Source organism: Micromonospora vinacea, from assembly GCF_015751785.1.
Classification (GTDB): Bacteria; Actinomycetota; Actinomycetes; order Mycobacteriales; family Micromonosporaceae; genus Micromonospora; species Micromonospora vinacea.
Genome location: NZ_JADOTY010000001.1, coordinates 329,317 through 345,066, shown reverse-complemented (window position 1 = coordinate 345,066; position 15,750 = coordinate 329,317). Strand labels below are relative to the sequence as shown.

At 72.2% G+C, this 15,750-nt stretch carries 19 protein-coding genes; 11 read left to right on the top strand and 8 right to left on the bottom strand.

From position 1 onward, the window contains the following. Positions 1-38: 38 nt before the first annotated feature. The 3 genes from IW249_RS01660 to IW249_RS01650 are packed head-to-tail and all read right to left on the bottom strand — an operon-like array spanning position 39 to position 1,614. On the bottom strand, positions 39-518 hold the full coding sequence (locus tag IW249_RS01660; RefSeq protein ID WP_196919181.1) for a hypothetical protein: 480 nt from the start codon (positions 516-518) through the stop codon (positions 39-41). Between the two features lie 9 nt (positions 519-527). Beyond that, a complete protein-coding gene (locus tag IW249_RS01655) occupies positions 528-1,001 on the bottom strand; it encodes a GNAT family N-acetyltransferase (protein WP_196919180.1) in 474 nt (157 codons plus the stop codon). 10 nt (positions 1,002-1,011) lie between these two features. Then, positions 1,012-1,614, bottom strand: a complete 603-nt coding sequence (locus IW249_RS01650; RefSeq protein WP_196919179.1) for a TetR/AcrR family transcriptional regulator — start codon at positions 1,612-1,614, stop codon at positions 1,012-1,014. A 137-nt stretch (positions 1,615-1,751) separates the two neighbouring features. Between IW249_RS01650 and IW249_RS01645 the strand changes: the two genes are divergently transcribed. From IW249_RS01645 to IW249_RS01630, 4 genes are all read left to right on the top strand, one after another. Further along, complete coding sequence (locus tag IW249_RS01645; RefSeq protein ID WP_196919178.1) at positions 1,752-2,771, top strand: aldo/keto reductase; 1,020 nt, start codon at positions 1,752-1,754, stop codon at positions 2,769-2,771. Between the two features lie 56 nt (positions 2,772-2,827). Continuing rightward, positions 2,828-3,622 (top strand): class I SAM-dependent methyltransferase, encoded by a 795-nt coding sequence (locus IW249_RS01640; RefSeq protein WP_196919177.1) that lies wholly within the window; start codon positions 2,828-2,830, stop codon positions 3,620-3,622. A 440-nt stretch (positions 3,623-4,062) separates the two neighbouring features. After that, on the top strand, positions 4,063-4,332 hold the full coding sequence (locus IW249_RS01635) for a hypothetical protein (protein WP_124859437.1): 270 nt from the start codon (positions 4,063-4,065) through the stop codon (positions 4,330-4,332). After that, the gene (locus tag IW249_RS01630) at positions 4,332-5,369 is read left to right on the top strand and encodes a hypothetical protein (RefSeq protein WP_196919176.1); all 1,038 of its coding nucleotides are present in this window, start codon (positions 4,332-4,334) and stop codon (positions 5,367-5,369) included. The genes IW249_RS01635 and IW249_RS01630 overlap by 1 nt, the downstream gene beginning before the upstream one ends. Positions 5,370-5,415: 46 nt before the next feature. Here the strand turns inward: IW249_RS01630 and IW249_RS01625 are convergent, their stop codons facing one another. Together IW249_RS01625 and IW249_RS01620 are read right to left on the bottom strand one after the other, a co-directional pair. Continuing rightward, entirely contained in the window at positions 5,416-5,940 is a 525-nt protein-coding gene (locus IW249_RS01625; RefSeq protein ID WP_196919175.1) for an SRPBCC family protein, read from the bottom strand. Then, positions 5,941-6,252 carry an ArsR/SmtB family transcription factor gene (locus tag IW249_RS01620; protein ID WP_112699184.1) on the bottom strand — a complete coding sequence of 104 codons (312 nt, stop codon included), beginning with the start codon at positions 6,250-6,252 and terminating at the stop codon, positions 5,941-5,943. A 98-nt stretch (positions 6,253-6,350) separates the two neighbouring features. On the opposite strand from IW249_RS01620, the gene IW249_RS01615 reads away from it, so the two are divergent. After that, complete coding sequence (locus IW249_RS01615) at positions 6,351-7,280, top strand: LLM class F420-dependent oxidoreductase (protein ID WP_196919174.1); 930 nt, start codon at positions 6,351-6,353, stop codon at positions 7,278-7,280. Positions 7,281-7,313: 33 nt separating this feature from the next. Here the strand turns inward: IW249_RS01615 and IW249_RS01610 are convergent, their stop codons facing one another. Beyond that, the gene (locus tag IW249_RS01610) at positions 7,314-7,736 is read right to left on the bottom strand and encodes a hypothetical protein (protein WP_196919173.1); all 423 of its coding nucleotides are present in this window, start codon (positions 7,734-7,736) and stop codon (positions 7,314-7,316) included. A gap of 20 nt (positions 7,737-7,756) precedes the next feature. On the opposite strand from IW249_RS01610, the gene IW249_RS01605 reads away from it, so the two are divergent. Further along, positions 7,757-8,608 carry a hypothetical protein gene (locus tag IW249_RS01605; protein WP_196919172.1) on the top strand — a complete coding sequence of 284 codons (852 nt, stop codon included), beginning with the start codon at positions 7,757-7,759 and terminating at the stop codon, positions 8,606-8,608. Then, the gene (locus tag IW249_RS01600) at positions 8,605-9,876 is read left to right on the top strand and encodes an FAD-binding protein (protein WP_269215239.1); all 1,272 of its coding nucleotides are present in this window, start codon (positions 8,605-8,607) and stop codon (positions 9,874-9,876) included. Before IW249_RS01605 ends, IW249_RS01600 begins: the two co-directional genes overlap by 4 nt. A 91-nt stretch (positions 9,877-9,967) precedes the next feature. On the opposite strand, the gene IW249_RS01595 is transcribed toward IW249_RS01600, so the two are convergent. Then, the gene (locus tag IW249_RS01595; RefSeq protein ID WP_196919171.1) at positions 9,968-11,098 is read right to left on the bottom strand and encodes a site-2 protease family protein; all 1,131 of its coding nucleotides are present in this window, start codon (positions 11,096-11,098) and stop codon (positions 9,968-9,970) included. 161 nt (positions 11,099-11,259) lie between these two features. After that, positions 11,260-12,114 (bottom strand): alpha/beta hydrolase, encoded by an 855-nt coding sequence (locus tag IW249_RS01590; protein ID WP_196919170.1) that lies wholly within the window; start codon positions 12,112-12,114, stop codon positions 11,260-11,262. Between the two features lie 141 nt (positions 12,115-12,255). Between IW249_RS01590 and IW249_RS01585 the strand changes: the two genes are divergently transcribed. From IW249_RS01585 to IW249_RS01570, 4 genes are read left to right on the top strand one after another with little or no spacing between them, the layout of a single operon-like run. Continuing rightward, positions 12,256-13,155 (top strand): ABC transporter ATP-binding protein, encoded by a 900-nt coding sequence (locus IW249_RS01585; RefSeq protein ID WP_196919169.1) that lies wholly within the window; start codon positions 12,256-12,258, stop codon positions 13,153-13,155. 1 nt (position 13,156) lies between these two features. After that, positions 13,157-13,957, top strand: a complete 801-nt coding sequence (locus IW249_RS01580) for an ABC transporter permease (RefSeq protein ID WP_196919168.1) — start codon at positions 13,157-13,159, stop codon at positions 13,955-13,957. Between the two features lie 27 nt (positions 13,958-13,984). Beyond that, positions 13,985-15,115 (top strand): sensor histidine kinase, encoded by a 1,131-nt coding sequence (locus IW249_RS01575; protein ID WP_196919167.1) that lies wholly within the window; start codon positions 13,985-13,987, stop codon positions 15,113-15,115. Then, the gene (locus IW249_RS01570) at positions 15,112-15,744 is read left to right on the top strand and encodes a response regulator transcription factor (RefSeq protein ID WP_307788491.1); all 633 of its coding nucleotides are present in this window, start codon (positions 15,112-15,114) and stop codon (positions 15,742-15,744) included. The genes IW249_RS01575 and IW249_RS01570 overlap by 4 nt, the downstream gene beginning before the upstream one ends. The last annotated feature ends 6 nt before the right edge of the window (positions 15,745-15,750 follow it).

The window sequence follows — 15,750 nt, the reverse complement described above, 5'->3', positions numbered from 1 at the left end:
AAGCCTGAGTCGCGCCCAAGCAATACCGCCGCGTACGGTCAACGGACCGTTGACAAGGTGATGTCGAGCTTGGTCGCGACGGTTCGAGCGGGCGCGGGCAGTCGCTCACCCGCCTCGGCGAGATCGATGGCGAGGTGCACGGCCAACTCGTACAGCGAGCCCGGGGCGGCGTCCAGCGCGGCGTCCACAGTGCTTCGCACGAGTGCCGCTCGACGAAAGCGGCTGTCCCACCGCTGATCGGCGCCGATCCACCGGCCGAGGTCGGCCACCGCCGCCCGCAGCGCCGAGATCTGCGGAGGCAGCCGGAGGTCGAGCTGCTGCCGCCGCGACCACCGCGCCGCCACCAGCCGTTGTCGACGCTGCTCGGCGGCCTGCCGGCTGCCGAGGCCGAGTGCCGTCGCGATCTGGGCCCACGTCGCACCGTCGTGGCGCGCGCGGTCGACGATCTCCAGCTCCTGCTCGTCCAGGCGGGCGCGGGTAGCGCGAACCTCTGCCAACCGAGCCAGCTCCGACGTCATCTGTCAACGTTACATTGACACCGTCGGAGCCTCGCTGGTGATCTTCCCGGGTGCGCGGATCATGAACACGTCCACCGGATCCTCGGTATCGAGCGTGAAGCCGTGCCGCTCGTACAGCCGCCGGGCCGGGCTGCCCCGCAGCACGTTCAGCCGCACCGGCGTGCCGGCGCGGTCGCACCGGTCCAGCAGGTCGCGCAGCACTGCCGTGCCGATGCCGCTGCCCTGTAGCCGCGGGGCCAGGTAGAAGTGCTCCAGCCAGTGGGCGTCCGCGTCGGGCCGCAGCGCCACGCAGCCGGCGAACGCGCCGTCCACCTCGACGACCCAGGTGTACGCCGGTGCGAACCCGTCGCGCAGGCGCTGCCGCACCCGCTGTTCGTCGTACCGCCCGAGCCGCTCCAGATCGGCCCGCAGCACCACAGCCCGCAACTCGGCCACCGCCTCGACGTCCGCCATCGAGGCCTGCCGAAGCTCCCAGTCCGCCATGATCAATAAGCTATCGCGGCCCGGCGCTCTGGCGTTGGCGCAGGCCCGCGACGAGGAGTTCCACCATGCGGCGCGCGTCGTAGCGGGGTTCGCAGGCGCCGATGCAGAGGTTGCCGACACCGCGCAGCAACTCGAAGGCTGTCACGTCGGGAGGGATCTCGCCGGCTGCGGCAGCGGCGTCGAGCAGGTGGGCGCACACCGGCACGAGGCGGTCCAGGAAGTAGGCGTGCAGGGTCTGGAAGGCCGCTTCGTCGGACTGGAGCGCCTCGGCGAGGCCGTGCTTGGTAACCAGGAAGTCGACGAAAAGGTTGATCCACTGGGCGAGGGCGGCGTGCGGTGTGCTGCTGTCGGCCAGCAGCCTCGGGCCGGCCTCCGCGCATGCCTCGACCTGGTGCCGGTAGACGGCGACGATGAGGTCGGCGCGGGTCGGGAAGTGGCGGTAGATGGTGCCCACACCGACGCCGGCGCGGGCGGCGATGTCGCGTACGGGCGCGTCCACGCCCGAGGTGACGAAGGCGGCGGCGGCGGCTTCCAGCAGTGTCGCCTCGTTGCGCCGGGCGTCGGCCCGCTTCCGCGGCGTCGACCGTCCTGTTCCGCTGTCGATGTCGGCCACCGCGCCGTTACCCCCATCACTCCACTTGGCAAACGGAACACTGTTCCGTATCTTTCTTAGCGGAACCTGGTTCCACTTACCCCAGGATGCCAGAACCTGTGGGCCAGTGCCACAACACCTTCCGTGGAGGAACAACCATGCAGTACCGCACCCTGGGGCGCACCGGCGTCCAGGTCAGCACCCTCGTGCTCGGCGCGATGAACTTCGGCAAACTGGGGCACACCACCCAGGGCGAGGTGACGGCGATCGTCGACGCCGCGCTGGAAGCCGGAATCAACCTGATCGACACCGCCGACATGTACAGCCAGGGCGAGTCCGAGCAACTGGTCGGCGCGGCCATCGCCGGCCGCCGCGACGACATCGTGCTGGCCACGAAGGCCGGCATGCCGATGGGCGACGAGCGCCATCAGCGCGGCAGCTCGCGCCGCTGGCTGGTCACCGAGTTGGACAACAGCCTGCGCCGCCTCGGCGTCGACCATGTCGACCTCTACCAGATCCACAGGTGGGACCCGACCACCAGCGACGAGGAGACCCTGTCCGCGCTGACCGACCTGCAACGGGCCGGAAAGATCCGCTACTTCGGCTCCTCGACGTTCCCCGCGTACCGCATCGTGCAGGCCGAGTGGGCCGCGCGGGAGCACCACCTGAGTCGTTACGTGACCGAGCAGCCCAGCTACTCGATCCTGCAACGGGGGATCGAGGCCCACGTCCTGCCCGTGACCGAGCAGTACGGGCTCGGCGTGCTCGCATGGAGCCCGCTCGCCTCGGGCTGGCTCTCCGGTGCGATCCGCGCCGGCCGGGAGATCACCACCAGCCGCTCGGCGCTCCTGCCCGCCCGCTTCGACCTCAGCGTCCCGGCCAACCAGGCCCGGCTGCACGCCGTCGAGCAGCTGGCCACCGTCGCCGACGAGGCGGGGCTCACCCTGATCCAGCTCGCACTCGGGTTCGTCACCGCGCACCCGGCCGTGACCAGCGCGATCATCGGCCCCCGCACCATCGACCACCTGCACGCCCAGCTCGCCGCCGCGGACACCGTGCTCCCGGCCGACGTGCTGGACGCGATCGACGCGATCGTCGCACCCGGGGTCGACCTTGCCGCAGCCGAGAAGTTCGACACCCCGCCCGCCCTGCTCGACCCGGCGCGGCGGCGTCGCTGAGCCTTCGGGTGCCTGGTTGGCCTCGGTCAGCAGCTGGTCTGTCGTATCGTTCCGGAATGGCGCAGCCGGTGTGGGCGGACGGTGCCGCGTACGAGGCGTACGTGGGTCGGTGGAGCCGCCTCGTCGCTGTGGACTTCCTGCGCGGGTTGGCAGTGCCGCCGGGGCGGCACTGGGTCGACGTGGGCAGTGGCACCGGGGAGCTGACCTCGACGATCCTCACCACCACGGATCCCGTCCGGGTGATCGGCATCGACCCGTCGGAGGGGTTCGTCGCTGTCGCGCGTACCCGGGTCACCGACACCCGGGCGGCCTTCCAGGTTGGTGACGCGCGGGCGCTGCCACTGCCCGATCGCGTCGTGGACGTGGTGGTCAGCGGTTTGACGCTCAACTTCGTGCCGGAGCCCGCGCGGGCGGTGGCGGAGTTCGCCCGGGTGGTCCGGCCGGCCGGGGTGGCGGCTGCCTACGTCTGGGACTACGCCAAGGGGATGGCGATGATGCGGCACTTCTGGGCCGCCGCCGCCCAGCTCGACCCGGGCTCGGCGAAGCTGGACGAGGGGAACCGCACCACTGTGTGCCGACCCGACTCGCTCCGCGCGCTGTGGGAGCAGGCCGGGTTGCGGGACGTGTCTTCCTGGCCGGTCGACGTACCGACGACCTTCACCGACTTCGCCGACTACTGGACGCCGTTCCTCGGCGGTCAGGGGTCGGCGCCGGGGTACGTCGCGACGCTGGCCGAGACCGACCGGGCCGCGTTGCGGGAGTTGCTGGCCACCCGGCTTCCGGTCGAGCCGGACCTGTCGATCCGGCTCACCGCGCGGGCCTGGGCCGTGCGGGGCACGAGGCCCGAGTAGCCGTCGCCCCGAGCCTCACCGGGCGTTGTCGCAAGTCGGACAAGACGGTAAAGCCCCTGGTAGAGCACCCTTGGGGCAGGTGGAGGTAGACGGGTGGCGGGCCACATCCCGATCCTCCGGCCCGGCGCGGACAGCACCGTCCGCGTCGGTGCCGCTCTCACCCAGCCCGGCCCCGGAGCCGCGACTGTCACGGCACAGCTGCCGCGCCGATCGCGCGCACGACAGGCCGTGGCTGCCACCGACACCCCTGCGGGCGCCCGCAGCGGTGCCTCCGCCCATCGGGACAAGGACGTCAGCACCGTCGGCAGTCAGGCAACGCCGTCCGCCGGTCGTGCCCAACGTCCCCGTGCCCCGCCGGCCTTTCGCACTGTGGACCCGCCGGGTCCGGCGTCGCATGACCGCGCGCCGAGCCCTGGCGATCGAGCCAGAAAGGGCCCGACATGGCCGCTCCCACCGCAACCGCAGCGTTGAACGCATCCGTCTTCGCGCCGGGTGACCAGATGCTGCTGACAGTCACCTACTCGGACGCCGACACCAAACCGCTGACCGTCACCATCGTGGTCACCGACGCGCAGGGCAACAGCAGCGCGCCGGTCAAGGTCACGGCGGTCATCGACCCGCTCACCGTGACCGTCACCGACAACTCCGGTCGTACCTGGACCCGGGTTTCCGACAACGGCTCCGTGGCCGTGTATCGGTCGGTGGCGTGATGCCCCGGGTCACCGTCCAGGTCCGCGACGCCGCCGGCAACACCGCGACGGCCACCGCCGACTACAGCCTGGGCCAACCCGTGCTCGGCGGCTACTACCTGTCCGGCGGCGCTGATCCGACCGCCGACATGGCCGGCGGCAACTTCCGGTCGCTCACCCAGTACCGCAGCTTCGCCGACGGCTACATCTTCCCCGGCTACAACCGACCCTGGCTGATCACCCTGGGCAAGGCCGGGGTGCAGATGAACATGGTCCTGGAGTTGAAGCATTACGGCGCTCCGACCTACGGACCGCAGAGCTTCACTGTGGACGGCGTCAACTACACCGTGCCGGCACCGACGATGACCATCCAGCAGCGGCCCGGCACGACCTGGCCGAGGGCGTACGGGTACGGCCAGGTGCTCAAGGGGCAGTGTGACGGGTTGTTCGCCCGCGCCCTGTCGCAGTACCGGACGCTCGGCTTCGGAGTGAACATCCAGCTCGCCTCGGAACTGGACACCGATCACGAGTTCGGCACCACCGAGGACGGCAAGGCGTACACCTGGGCCGAGTCGGACGCTCGGGCGGTACAGGCGATGAACTACATCCTGACGTGGTTCAAGGCGCGGACGCTGCCGACCGGAACGACCTTCTCGGTGGGGCTGGGAGGCTTCGACCGGGCCTGTTTCCAGCGCACCCACCCGGAGTCGCTGATGTCCCGCCTCGACTTCCTCCAGTGGAACGCGTACGGCACCAACGCCAGCCACACGGCGCTGGCCCGCTTTCGGCGCACCAAGGACTGGGCGGTGGCGGATCTCGGCCCGGTGGCGCTGTCCCGGCCCGTGATCATCGCCGAGTGGGGGGTCCGGGCGGCCGAGATCCCGAACCAGGCGGCCTGGATCGCCACGGTGCCGGCGGCGATCGCCCAGCTCAACGCCGAGGGTGGGCCACGGATCGTGAGGACCAACTACTTCAACTCCGGGTGGGGCACCCTGACGCCGAAGGCCACCGGGTTGGCCGCGCTCCGCGAGGCGTACGCCAAGCGGCCGTACGTCTGACCGGGTTCCGGCGGCTCCGGGCTCCGGGGCCGCCGGACCGCACCGGTCAGCCCTCAGCGAGCCGTTCGGCGTACGCGTCGCGCAGCTCGGGCCAGCCGAAGTCCTTGGCCTCCGCACCGCGGATCGGGCCGACCGGGTCGCCGTCGAGCAGCCGGTCGGCCACGTCGAGGCAGAGGTGCCAGCCGGCCGCGACCATCGGCAGGATGCCCTGGTCGGCGACTGTGTGCCGCAGGGTGAGCCGGGTGCCGCTGCCCAGCGGGCTCAGCTCCCAGCGCAGCAGGTCGTCGCCCCAGGTGTACTCCAGCAGGTGCGGCGGCTCGGCCCGGCGTACCGTCGCCGGGTGCTCCTGGGTGGTCTCGCCGTCGACGAGGGTGAGCACGGCGGCGCCGGCGGTGCCGAGATCGCGGTCGGCGAGGAACGGCGCCCACTGCGCGAGCTGGGCCGGGTCGGTCAGCGCCGCCCAGACGGTGGCTGGCGGATGCCGTAGGTCGCGGACGAAGACCAGTGTCGCGCCGTCGTGGGCGGCGCGTACGTCGGCGGGTGGGCTCGGGCGGAACGCGTCGCGGTTCATTCACTGCTCCTGACTGTCGAGGTGCCGTTCCAGGGCGTCCAGGTGTCGGGCCCAGAGCCGCCGGTACGGGTCGAGCCAGCCGTCGACGTCCCGCAGTGGGCCCGGGTCGAGGCGGTAGATCCGCTGTCGAGCGGCCGTCCGGCAGGTGACGAAGCCGGCGTCGCGAAGCACCCGCAGGTGTTTGGAGACGGCCGGCTGGCTGACCCCGAGCCCGTCGACCAGCTCGCCGACGCTGCGTTCGGCGTCGCGGAGCTGGTCGAGGATCCGGCGCCGGGTGGGCTCGGCGAGGACGGTGAAGGCGTCGGTGGACACCCACCTAATATGCCTCTTGCTTCATATGACTGTCAAAGCATATGAGTGAGGTCTCCATCCCGACGCGACACCGCCGATCGGCTCCCTATGCTCGGATCATGGAACTTCGGATCTTCACCGAGCCCCAGCAGGGCGCCAGCTACGACCAGTTGCTCGCCGTCGCCCGCTGCGCCGAGGACGCCGGCTACGGCGCGTTCTTCCGGTCCGACCACTACCTGATGATGGGCGACGTGAGCGGCGAACCCGGCCCCACCGACGCGTGGACCACCCTCGCCGGCCTGGCCCGGGAGACCAGCCGCATCCGGCTCGGCACGTTGATGACCGCCGCCACCTTCCGGCTGCCCGGCCCGCTGGCGATCACCGTGGCGCAGGTCGACCAGATGAGCGGCGGCCGGGTGGAGCTGGGCATCGGCACCGGCTGGTACGCCGAGGAGCACAGCGCGTACGGCATCCCGTTCCCGCCGCTGGCCGAGCGGTTCGACCGGCTGGAGGAGCAACTCGCCGTGATCACCGGGCTCTGGTCCACGCCGGCGGGGGAGCGGTTCGACAATGACGGCCGGTACTACCCGGTCCGTGACTCGCCCGCCCTGCCCAAGCCCGTGCAGCAGTCGCGTCCACCGATCCTGCTCGGCGGAACGGGCCCGAAGCGCACCCCTCGGCTGGCCGCCCGCTACGCCGACGAGTTCAACCTGCCGTTCGCCTCGGTGCCGGACACGGCGGCGCAGTTCGACCGGGTCCGCGCGGCCTGCGTCGACATCGGCCGGGACCCGGCCGGGATGGTCTGGTCCAACGCCCTGGTGCTCTGCTGCGGGCGCGACGACGCCGAGGTGGCCCGCCGGGCCGCCGCCATCGGCCGCGAACCGGACGAGCTGCGGGCCAACGGTCTGGCCGGGACGCCCGCCGAGGTGCTGGACACCATCGGCCGGTACGCGGAGATCGGCAGCGAGCGGCTCTATCTCCAGGTGCTGGACCTCAGCGACCTGGAGCACCTGGAGCTGGTCGCCAGCGAGGTGATGGCGAAGCTCTGAGCCGGCCGAGTGGCCGGGGGACGACGCCGCCGCTCACGCCCGGTGGGCACCCGTCCCGACCGCATTCGGGTCGCCGAGCACGGTGTCCAGCCGACCGTCGCGGTCACTGTCCACATAGGTGATGTCCGGGATCCCGTCACCGTCCACGTCGATCTGGACGACATCGGCGACGCCGTCACCGTCGAGGTCGGTGACGATCTCCACCGAGCCGTCCAGGTGGCGGGTCACGATCGACTGGGCGCCGGGAGCGCGCGGCGGTGGCCCGGGTGCCGGCACCGGCGTCGGGGCGGGCGCGGGTGCCGGTGTCGGTCGAGGACCGGGAGTGGGCGACGGGTGGCTCGGCAACCCGCCGGACGGCGGCGCGCTGGCCTGCTCGACCCCGGTACCGGTGGGGTCCAGCTCCTCCTCGGAGGGGAAGACGTCGCCCCGCGGGGCCGGATCACGGTAGCTGCTCATGGGCGTAGGGTTCCCCGACGATGACGAGAACAACCGTGCCCGATCGACCGGTGTCCTCGGTGCCCGGTTTGGCGGAGGATGCGGAGACCGACGCCACGGTCATGAACGGGGGTCCGAGCGTGGAACTGCGCCGGAGTCGGGGCGCCCGGGTGCTCGCCCTGGTCTGCGTACTCGGTGGAGTGCTCTTGTTGGTCTATCCCAGCGACGGCGCCCTGCTACGGACGATCATCGCGGTGGGTGCCATCGCGCTCGGCACGGTGGCGCTGGTCAGCGCGATGCGGCGGTTCCGGTTCGGGATCCACGCGGACGGGCTCAGCATCCGACGGCCCGGCCTGCGCCGGGATGTCCGGTGGGCCGAGGTCGACGCGCTGGTCCTCGACGAGCCGCCCCGACGCGACGGTCGTCCGGAGCCGCCGCGACTGCTGCTGGTTCCCGTGCCGGGTGTGACGATCGAGCCGGTGACCGCCCGCCATCCGCTCGACGGCCGACCCGCCGTCGAGCTGCTCGTCCTCGACCAGGTGCGTGAGCAGCCCGAGCAGGTGTCGGCCGCGCTCACCCAACATGCCGGCGGCCGTTTCGTCGACCTGCTCGCGCTGCGTCGCGCCGCCTTCGACACCCCGGAGCTCCCGGTCGGCCTGCGGGGCTACCAGATGGACCGGGTCGACCGGTTGATCCGGCGCGGCCAGGACGCGCTGATGTCCGGGGACGCGTCGGCCCGGCAGGCCGCCCGGGGGGAGATCGAACGCGCCACCGCGGCCGGTCTGCCGATCGCCCAACGTGGTTACAGCACGTTCCAGACGGATACCGTTCTGGACGCCCTCGTCACCGCGTTGGCCGACCACCAGAGCACCGATCGGGAGACCGCCACATGACCGCGCAGGGACCGCAGGCCGCCTCGATGACCGACGTTCCGCGCCGCAACTGGGCAGGCAACGTGCGGTACGCCGCGAAGGCGTTCCACCGCCCCACCTCCGTCGACGAGTTGCGCCGGCTGGTCGCCGGCAGCAGCCGGATCCGGGCGGTGGGCAGCGGGCACTCCTTCAACCGTATCGGCGATACCGACGGTGACCTGGTCAGCCTCGCCGGGCTGCCCCCGGTCGTCGAGGTGGACCACGAGCGGGGGCAGGTCACAGTGAGCGGCGCGCTGCGCTACGGCGACGTCGCCCGACAGCTGCACACCCAGGGGTACGCGCTGGCGAACCTCGCCTCGCTGCCGCACATCTCGGTGGCCGGCGCGGTGGCCACCGCCACCCACGGCTCCGGGCAGACCCACGGCAACCTGGCCAGCGCGGTCGCCGGCCTGGAGCTGATCACCGCCGACGGCGACCTGCTCCGGGTCGACCGTGACACCGACACGTTCGCCGGCATGGTGGTCGGGCTCGGCGCGCTCGGCCTGGTCACCCGGGTCACAGTGGACGTCGTGCCGACCTTCGCGCTGCGCCAGTACGTACGCCTCGGCCTCGACCGGACGGCGTTGGACGAGGCGCTCGGCTCGGCGTACAGCGTGAGTGTCTTCACCGACTTCCGTACCCCCCGTCTGCGCGAGGTGTGGCGCAAGCAGGTGGCGGACCAGCCGCCACCCCCGGCGGACTGGCTGGGCACCACCGCCGCCGACCAGCCCCGGCACCCGGTGCTCGGGATGCCGGCGGAGAACTGCACCCCGCAACTCGGCGAGCCGGGCCCGTGGCACGAGCGGCTGCCGCACTTCAAGCTCGGCTTCACCCCGAGCAGCGGCGACGAACTGCAGTCCGAGTACCACGTCGCGCGTACGTCGGCGGCTGACGCGCTCGCCGCCCTGGACGACGTGGCGGACCTGATCGCCCCGGTGCTGCTGGTCTCCGAGTTGCGCACCGTGGCGGCCGACGAGCTGTGGCTCAGCCCGAACTACCGGCGGGACAGCTTCGTGCTCCACTTCACCTGGATCGGCGACACAGCGGCGGTGCTGCCGGTGGTGGCTGCCGTGGAGGAGCGGCTGGCGCCCTTCGCGCCCCGCCCACACTGGGGCAAGGTCTTCGTCACCGACCCGGCCGAGCTGTCCGCCCGCTACCCGAGGTACGCAGACTTCGCCGCGCTCCTGACCAACCTGGACCCGAAAACCAAGTTCCGCACCAACCTCCAGGACCGCTACTTCCCCCGCTGACCCCCGCCCCCCTGCCCCCCACCCCGCCCCGCCGGTTGATCATGAGGTTAGCGGCATCGAAATCGGCGTGTCGCGCCCGCTAACTTCATGATCACCGGGAGCTGGCGAGGGTGCTGCGTTGGACGGCGCGGCTGATGTCGCTGGGGGAGACTATGCCCGTTAGGTGGCCGTCGTCCGTCACCACCAGGGCTCGGCCGTCGGCGCACTCGCTGAGCCGGGGGAGCAGGTCGTTGAGCTGTTCGTCGGGCTGGGCCAGCACCAACTGGTCGGCTCGGCAGGCCACCTCGGCCAGCGTGGTCGACGCCCGCCGCTCCGGCGGCACGCCCCGTACCCGGTCGACGGTTACCAGCCCGGTCGGCCTGCCGTCCTCGGTCAGCGGCAGCGCCGAATGCCGGTACGCGAACAGGTAGTGATCCACGAAGTCCGCGACAGTCATCTCCGCTGAGGCGGTCTGCGGCTGCGGGGTCATCACGTCGCCCACCCGTATCCCGCGCAGCGCGTTGCCGGTGCGGGCCTGCCGCTCCTCCATCCCGGCCGCGCCGATCAGGAACCAGCCGATCAGCGCCAGCCAGAGCCCTCCGAAACCGACCCCGGACAGGAACTGCCACAACCCCAGGCCGATCAGCAGCACCCCCAGCACCCAGCCGGCGCGGGCGGCGACCACTGACGCCCGGGTCCGGTCACCGGTGGCCTTCCAGACAGCGGCGCGCAGCAGCCGACCACCGTCCAGGGGTGCGGCCGGCAGCACGTTGAAGATGGCCAGCAGCACGTTGATGCCCGCCAGCCAGGCCACCGCCCCGAACAGCAGCCCGTCCTGCCCGGCCAGCGCGAGCAGCGCCGCGATGGCACCGAAGAACGCCCCGATCAGCAGGCTGACCAGCGGGCCGACGCCCGCGATCCGCAGCTCCGCGCCCGGGTCACGCGGCTCGCCCCGCAACTCGGCGACGCCGCCGAACAGCCAGAGCGTGATGCCGTCGACAGTCAGCCCGTTGCGCTTGGCCACCACCGCGTGCGACACCTCGTGGGCGAGCAGGCCGACGAAGAAGACCACCGCCGCGGCCAGCCCGGCGATCACGTACGCCACCGGGGAGTGGTCGGGGTACGAGCGGGGGAACTGGTTCGCGGCCAAACCCCACGCGATCAACGCGAAGATGACCAGCACGCTCCAGTTGACGCCGACCGGCACCCCCGCGACCCGGCCAAGCCGGAAACTGGCCCTCATCCCGCCGAGATACCCCGCCAGGCCGTGGGCATGCCGAGGAATCAGGCAAACCGCGTGATCCACTCCGCTTTCGTGAAGTCGGGGTGTCCTGGCGCCTTGGATACCCCGATTTCATGGAAGACGAGTGGATCATGCTCGGCTGTGTGGTGGCCGAGCCCCGGTCAGCGGCGGGGGGCTTCGCTGGCGATGGTCACGTCGCGGGGGAGGGCCGCCGCGCGCAGCGCCCAGTCCAGCGCGTAGTCGGCGATCTGCTCCCAGCCGTCCTGTCCGACGGTGAAGTGTGACCGGCCGGCGAACTGCTCGTACGCGGTGAGGGCGCGGGACTTCTGGTAGAGCCCGGCGTTGGCGCGCACCACCGACGCCGGCACCACGTGGTCGACCTCGCCGGCCATCAGCAGCAGCGGCGCCCGTTCGTTACGCCCGACATCGACCCGGGCTGGCGAGCGCGGGTCGAGGTTGGCGAACGCGCCCTCGAAGAAGACCCGCCCGGCGCCGGGGACGGCGTAGCGCCGCCACGCCCGGTCGGAGTCCTCGCGGCTCATGGTGTTGCCGAAGGTGTAGGCGAAGTCGTCCGGGGTGAACGGGACGGCCTTGTTGCGGTTGGCGGGGCTGCGCAGGATCGGGAAGCCCGAGCGCAGCTGACTCAGCGGCACCTTGAGTACGCCCTTCACCGCCGCGGGGTGCACCCCCACCACCGCTGCGCCGAGACCCCGGTCGGCGAGGACCTGGGCGAACAGCCCGCCGAACGAGTGCCCCATGATGATCGGCGGTCGGGGCAGCGCCCGGATGATCTTGTCGTAGTGCGCGACGATCGTGGCCATGCTCTGCTCGGCGATCGGGCCGGGATCGTCCCGCAACTCCTCCACGGACCGGTCCATGCCGGGCCAGGCGGGGGCGATGACGTGCATGCCGCGCTCGGTGTACCGCTGGGCCCACCCCTCCCAGCTGCGCGGCGTCATCCAGAGCCCGTGGATCAGCACGACCGTGTCGACCTGACCCTGCGGCGTGGCACCCATCGCGTCCTCCCGGTGTCGCGGCGTCGGCCCGGCGGTTACCCGCTGTGCCCGTGCGGAATCCGGCGGCCCTGACAAATGTCACGGTCGGGGCGTGACGACCGCTCCGGGCATCGGGGTACGCGCCGCCGGAGCATCAGTGGCATGACCAGCACGCATCCGGCTGTCGAGTTGGACGGCCTCACCAAGAGCTTCGGCGCGGTCACCGCTGTCGACGGGTTGAGCCTACGAGTGCAGCCCGGCGAGGTGGTGGCGTTTCTCGGCCCGAACGGCGCGGGCAAGACCAGCACCATCGACATGCTGCTCGGGCTGTCCCGCCCGGACACCGGCACCGTCCGGGTCCTCGGCGGCACCCCGGACGAGGCGGTGGCCCGAGGTCGGGTCGCCGCCGTACTCCAGACCGGCGGGCTGCTCAAGGACCTCACAGTGGGCGAGACGGTACGGATGACAGCGCACTTCTACCGGCACACCCGTCCCGCGGCGGAGGTGCTGGAGCGCGCCGGTATCACCGACATCGCCGACCGGGTGGTCGGACGCTGCTCGGGCGGTCAGCAGCAGCGACTGCGCTTCGCGTTGGCCCTGCTGCCCGACCCGGACCTGATGGTGCTCGACGAGCCGACCACCGGCATGGACGTCGAGGGGCGGCGGGACTTCTGGCAGGCCCTGCGCCGCGACGCCCGACGCGGGCGGACCGTCATCTTCGCCACCCACTACCTGGACGAGGCGGACGCGTACGCCGATCGGATCGTGCTGGTCCGGCAGGGGCGCATCGTCGCCGACGGCACCACCGCGGAGATCAAGAACCTGGCCGCCGGCCGTACGGTGCGGGCCACCCTGCCCGGCGCCGACCAGGCCGCGCTCGCCGCGCTGCCCGGCGTGGATGCCGTGGAGGTGCGCGGCGACAGCGTGCTGGTGCGGACCGGGGACTCGGACGCGGTCGCCCGGCACCTGCTGACCCGGACCGCGGCCCGGGACGTCGAGATCACCTCCCGCAACCTCGAGGACGCCTTCCTCGCCCTGACCACAGCGCAGACCGGAGCCTGAGATGACCACCTCCACCCCCACCCGCGCCGGTGCCACAGTGCCGGACCGTCGGCTGCCCGCGCTGGGCGGGTTCGCCCCGGGCGCCCTGCTCATCGAGCTGCGCCGGGTGCTGCGCAACCGTCGCACCCTCGCCTTCACGCTGATCATGCCGGGCGTCTTCTTCCTCATCTTCGGCCTGCCGCAGGGCGGGCAGTCACTGGACAACGGTCGGCCGGTGACGGCGTACGTCATGATCAGCCTGGCCGTCTACGCGGCAATGGTGGCGACCACAAGTGTCGGTGGCGCGGTGGCCACCGAGCGGGCGCTGGGTTGGAGCCGGCAACTGCGGCTCACCCCGCTACGCCCGGCGGCGTACGTGGCGACCAAGCTGATCACCGCGATGAGCCTCGGTCTGCTCGCGGTCGTCATCGAGTTCCTGGTGGGTGCCGTGGCCGGCGTCCGCGTCCCGGCGTACGTCTGGCTGCTGTCCGGGCTCGCCGCCTGGGTGGGTTCGCTGGTCTTCGCCGCGTTCGGTCTCTTCATCGGCTACCTGGCGCCGGCCGAGAACGTCATGCAGATCATCGGCCCGGTCCTGGCGGTGCTGGCCATGTTCGGCGGGCTGTTCGTCCCGGTCGAGGTGCTGCCGGACGTGCTCCAGCAGGTCGCGAAGTTCGCCCCGGTGTACGGCATGGGCGTGCTGGCCCGCGCCCCACTGACCGGCGACGGGGTGAGCATGGCGGCGGTGGCGAACCTCGTCGTCTGGGCGCTGCTCTTCGGCGTCGGCGCGGCCCGGTTGTTCCGCCGGGACACCGCGCGGGTCTGACCGGCCGCGACCACTAGCGTGAACACGATGGACCTCTCGACCGGGCAGCCCTGGCCGGTGAGCCGCCACTGGCGGGTCACCGGCTGGCTGCTGGCCGCCGTCTGGCTGTTCTTCCTCAACGTCCCGCTGGCCACCGCGCTGCACCAGCCGGAGCCGTGGCGGCGGGTCCTCGGTGTGGTGGCCCTGGTCGTCTTCGGCATCGGTTACGTGCTGCTGTTCCAGTGGGCCCGCAAGCTGCGCCAGTCCCTGCTGCCGATCCCGGCTGGCCGGGCGCGGGCCGGGCTGGCGCTGCTGCTCGCGGTGGGCCTGGCCAGCCTCCCCGGCACCGAGGGGGACTGGCTGGCCACCCTGGTCTACGTGGCCGCGGCGGCGGTGTTCCTGCTGCCGCCGTGGGAGGCGTTGGCCGTCGTGCTGGTCTGCGCGGTGACCCCCGTGCTGGCGTCCTGGCTGGTGCCGGGATGGGAGGCGGAGAACGGCATCGTCTTCGCGGTGCTGCTCGCCTCGTTCGCCATGTTCGGGGTGTCCCGGCTGGCCCAGCGCAACAGCGAACTCCGGGCCGCCCAGCAGGAGATCGGCCGGCTCGCGGTCGCCGAGGAGCGGTCCCGCGCCGCCCGCGACCTGCACGACATCCTGGGCCACTCGCTCACCGTGGTGGCGATCAAGGCCGAGTTGGCCGGGCGTCTGATCGAGGTCGACCGGGAGCGGGCCGCCGCCGAGATCGCCGAGGTGGAGGCGCTGGCGCGGGCCGCGCTGGCCGACGTACGACAGACGGTCGGGGCGTACCGCGAGGTCAGCCTCGCCGCGGAGCTGGCCGGCGCCCGCTCCGCGCTGGCCGCGGCGGGCATCGCGGCGGACGTGTCGGCCGAGGTGCCGGAGCTGCCGGAGGAGTGGGACCGGTTGTTCGGCTGGGCGGTGCGGGAAGGGGTGACGAACGTGGTCCGACACAGCGGGGCGCGGTGCTGCGTGATCCGGGTGCACAGGGATCGGGTCGAGATCAGTGACGACGGTCGTGGCCCGTCCACTCCCGACGCGAGCGGGCACGGGCTGGTCGGTCTGCGGGAGCGGGCGCTGCGGCTGGACGCGGTGGTGACAGTTGGTCGTCGTCCGGAGGGTGACGGGTTTCTGCTGCGGGTGCACGCGCCGGGGGAGGCCCGGTGAGCGGCGGGTCCGCGCCGATCCGGCTGCTGCTCGCCGACGACCAGGCGCTGGTCCGGGGTGCGCTGGCCGCCCTGCTCTCGCTGGAGGAGGACCTGACAGTGGTCGCCGAGGTCGGCCGGGGCGACGAGGTGGTGCCCGAGGCTCGAAGCAGCTCCCCGGACGTCGCCCTGCTGGACGTGGAGATGCCCGGCCTGGACGGTATCGCCGCCACCGCGGCGTTGCGCGCCGCGCTGCCGACCTGCCGGGTGCTGGTGGTGACCACCTTCGGCCGACCGGGTTACCTGCGTCGGGCGATGGAGGCCGGTGCGAGCGGTTTCGTGGTCAAGGACACCCCAGCCCGGCAGCTCGCCGACGCGGTCCGCCGGGTGCACGCCGGCCTGCGGGTGGTCGACCCGACGCTGGCCGCGGAGACCCTCGCCGCCGGGGTCAGCCCGCTGACCGAGCGGGAGACCGAGGTGCTGCGAACGGCGCGCGGCGGTGGCAGCGCCGCCGACCTGGCCAGGGCGTTGCACCTTTCCGAGGGGACGGTCCGCAACCACCTGTCGGCGGCGATCGGCAAGACCGGTGCCCGCAACCGGGCCGACGCGATCCGGGTCGCCGAGCAGAACGGCTGGCTGCTCGGCGAGTGACAGTCT

Coding starts and splice junctions, on each gene's coding strand:
- IW249_RS01655 (WP_196919180.1), bottom strand. CDS start 1,001: ATGGCGGACTGGGAGCTTCGGCAGGCCTCGATGGCGGACGTCGAGGCG.
- IW249_RS01615 (WP_196919174.1), top strand. CDS start 6,351: ATGGAACTTCGGATCTTCACCGAGCCCCAGCAGGGCGCCAGCTACGAC.
- IW249_RS01610 (WP_196919173.1), bottom strand. CDS start 7,736: ATGAGCAGCTACCGTGATCCGGCCCCGCGGGGCGACGTCTTCCCCTCC.
- IW249_RS01575 (WP_196919167.1), top strand. CDS start 13,985: ATGGACCTCTCGACCGGGCAGCCCTGGCCGGTGAGCCGCCACTGGCGG.
- IW249_RS01630 (WP_196919176.1), top strand. CDS start 4,332: ATGCCCCGGGTCACCGTCCAGGTCCGCGACGCCGCCGGCAACACCGCG.
- IW249_RS01585 (WP_196919169.1), top strand. CDS start 12,256: ATGACCAGCACGCATCCGGCTGTCGAGTTGGACGGCCTCACCAAGAGC.
- IW249_RS01580 (WP_196919168.1), top strand. CDS start 13,157: ATGACCACCTCCACCCCCACCCGCGCCGGTGCCACAGTGCCGGACCGT.
- IW249_RS01625 (WP_196919175.1), bottom strand. CDS start 5,940: ATGAACCGCGACGCGTTCCGCCCGAGCCCACCCGCCGACGTACGCGCC.
- IW249_RS01635 (WP_124859437.1), top strand. CDS start 4,063: ATGGCCGCTCCCACCGCAACCGCAGCGTTGAACGCATCCGTCTTCGCG.
- IW249_RS01645 (WP_196919178.1), top strand. CDS start 1,752: ATGCAGTACCGCACCCTGGGGCGCACCGGCGTCCAGGTCAGCACCCTC.
- IW249_RS01595 (WP_196919171.1), bottom strand. CDS start 11,098: ATGAGGGCCAGTTTCCGGCTTGGCCGGGTCGCGGGGGTGCCGGTCGGC.
- IW249_RS01590 (WP_196919170.1), bottom strand. CDS start 12,114: ATGGGTGCCACGCCGCAGGGTCAGGTCGACACGGTCGTGCTGATCCAC.
- IW249_RS01640 (WP_196919177.1), top strand. CDS start 2,828: ATGGCGCAGCCGGTGTGGGCGGACGGTGCCGCGTACGAGGCGTACGTG.
- IW249_RS01605 (WP_196919172.1), top strand. CDS start 7,757: ATGACGAGAACAACCGTGCCCGATCGACCGGTGTCCTCGGTGCCCGGT.
- IW249_RS01660 (WP_196919181.1), bottom strand. CDS start 518: ATGACGTCGGAGCTGGCTCGGTTGGCAGAGGTTCGCGCTACCCGCGCC.
- IW249_RS01600 (WP_269215239.1), top strand. CDS start 8,605: ATGACCGCGCAGGGACCGCAGGCCGCCTCGATGACCGACGTTCCGCGC.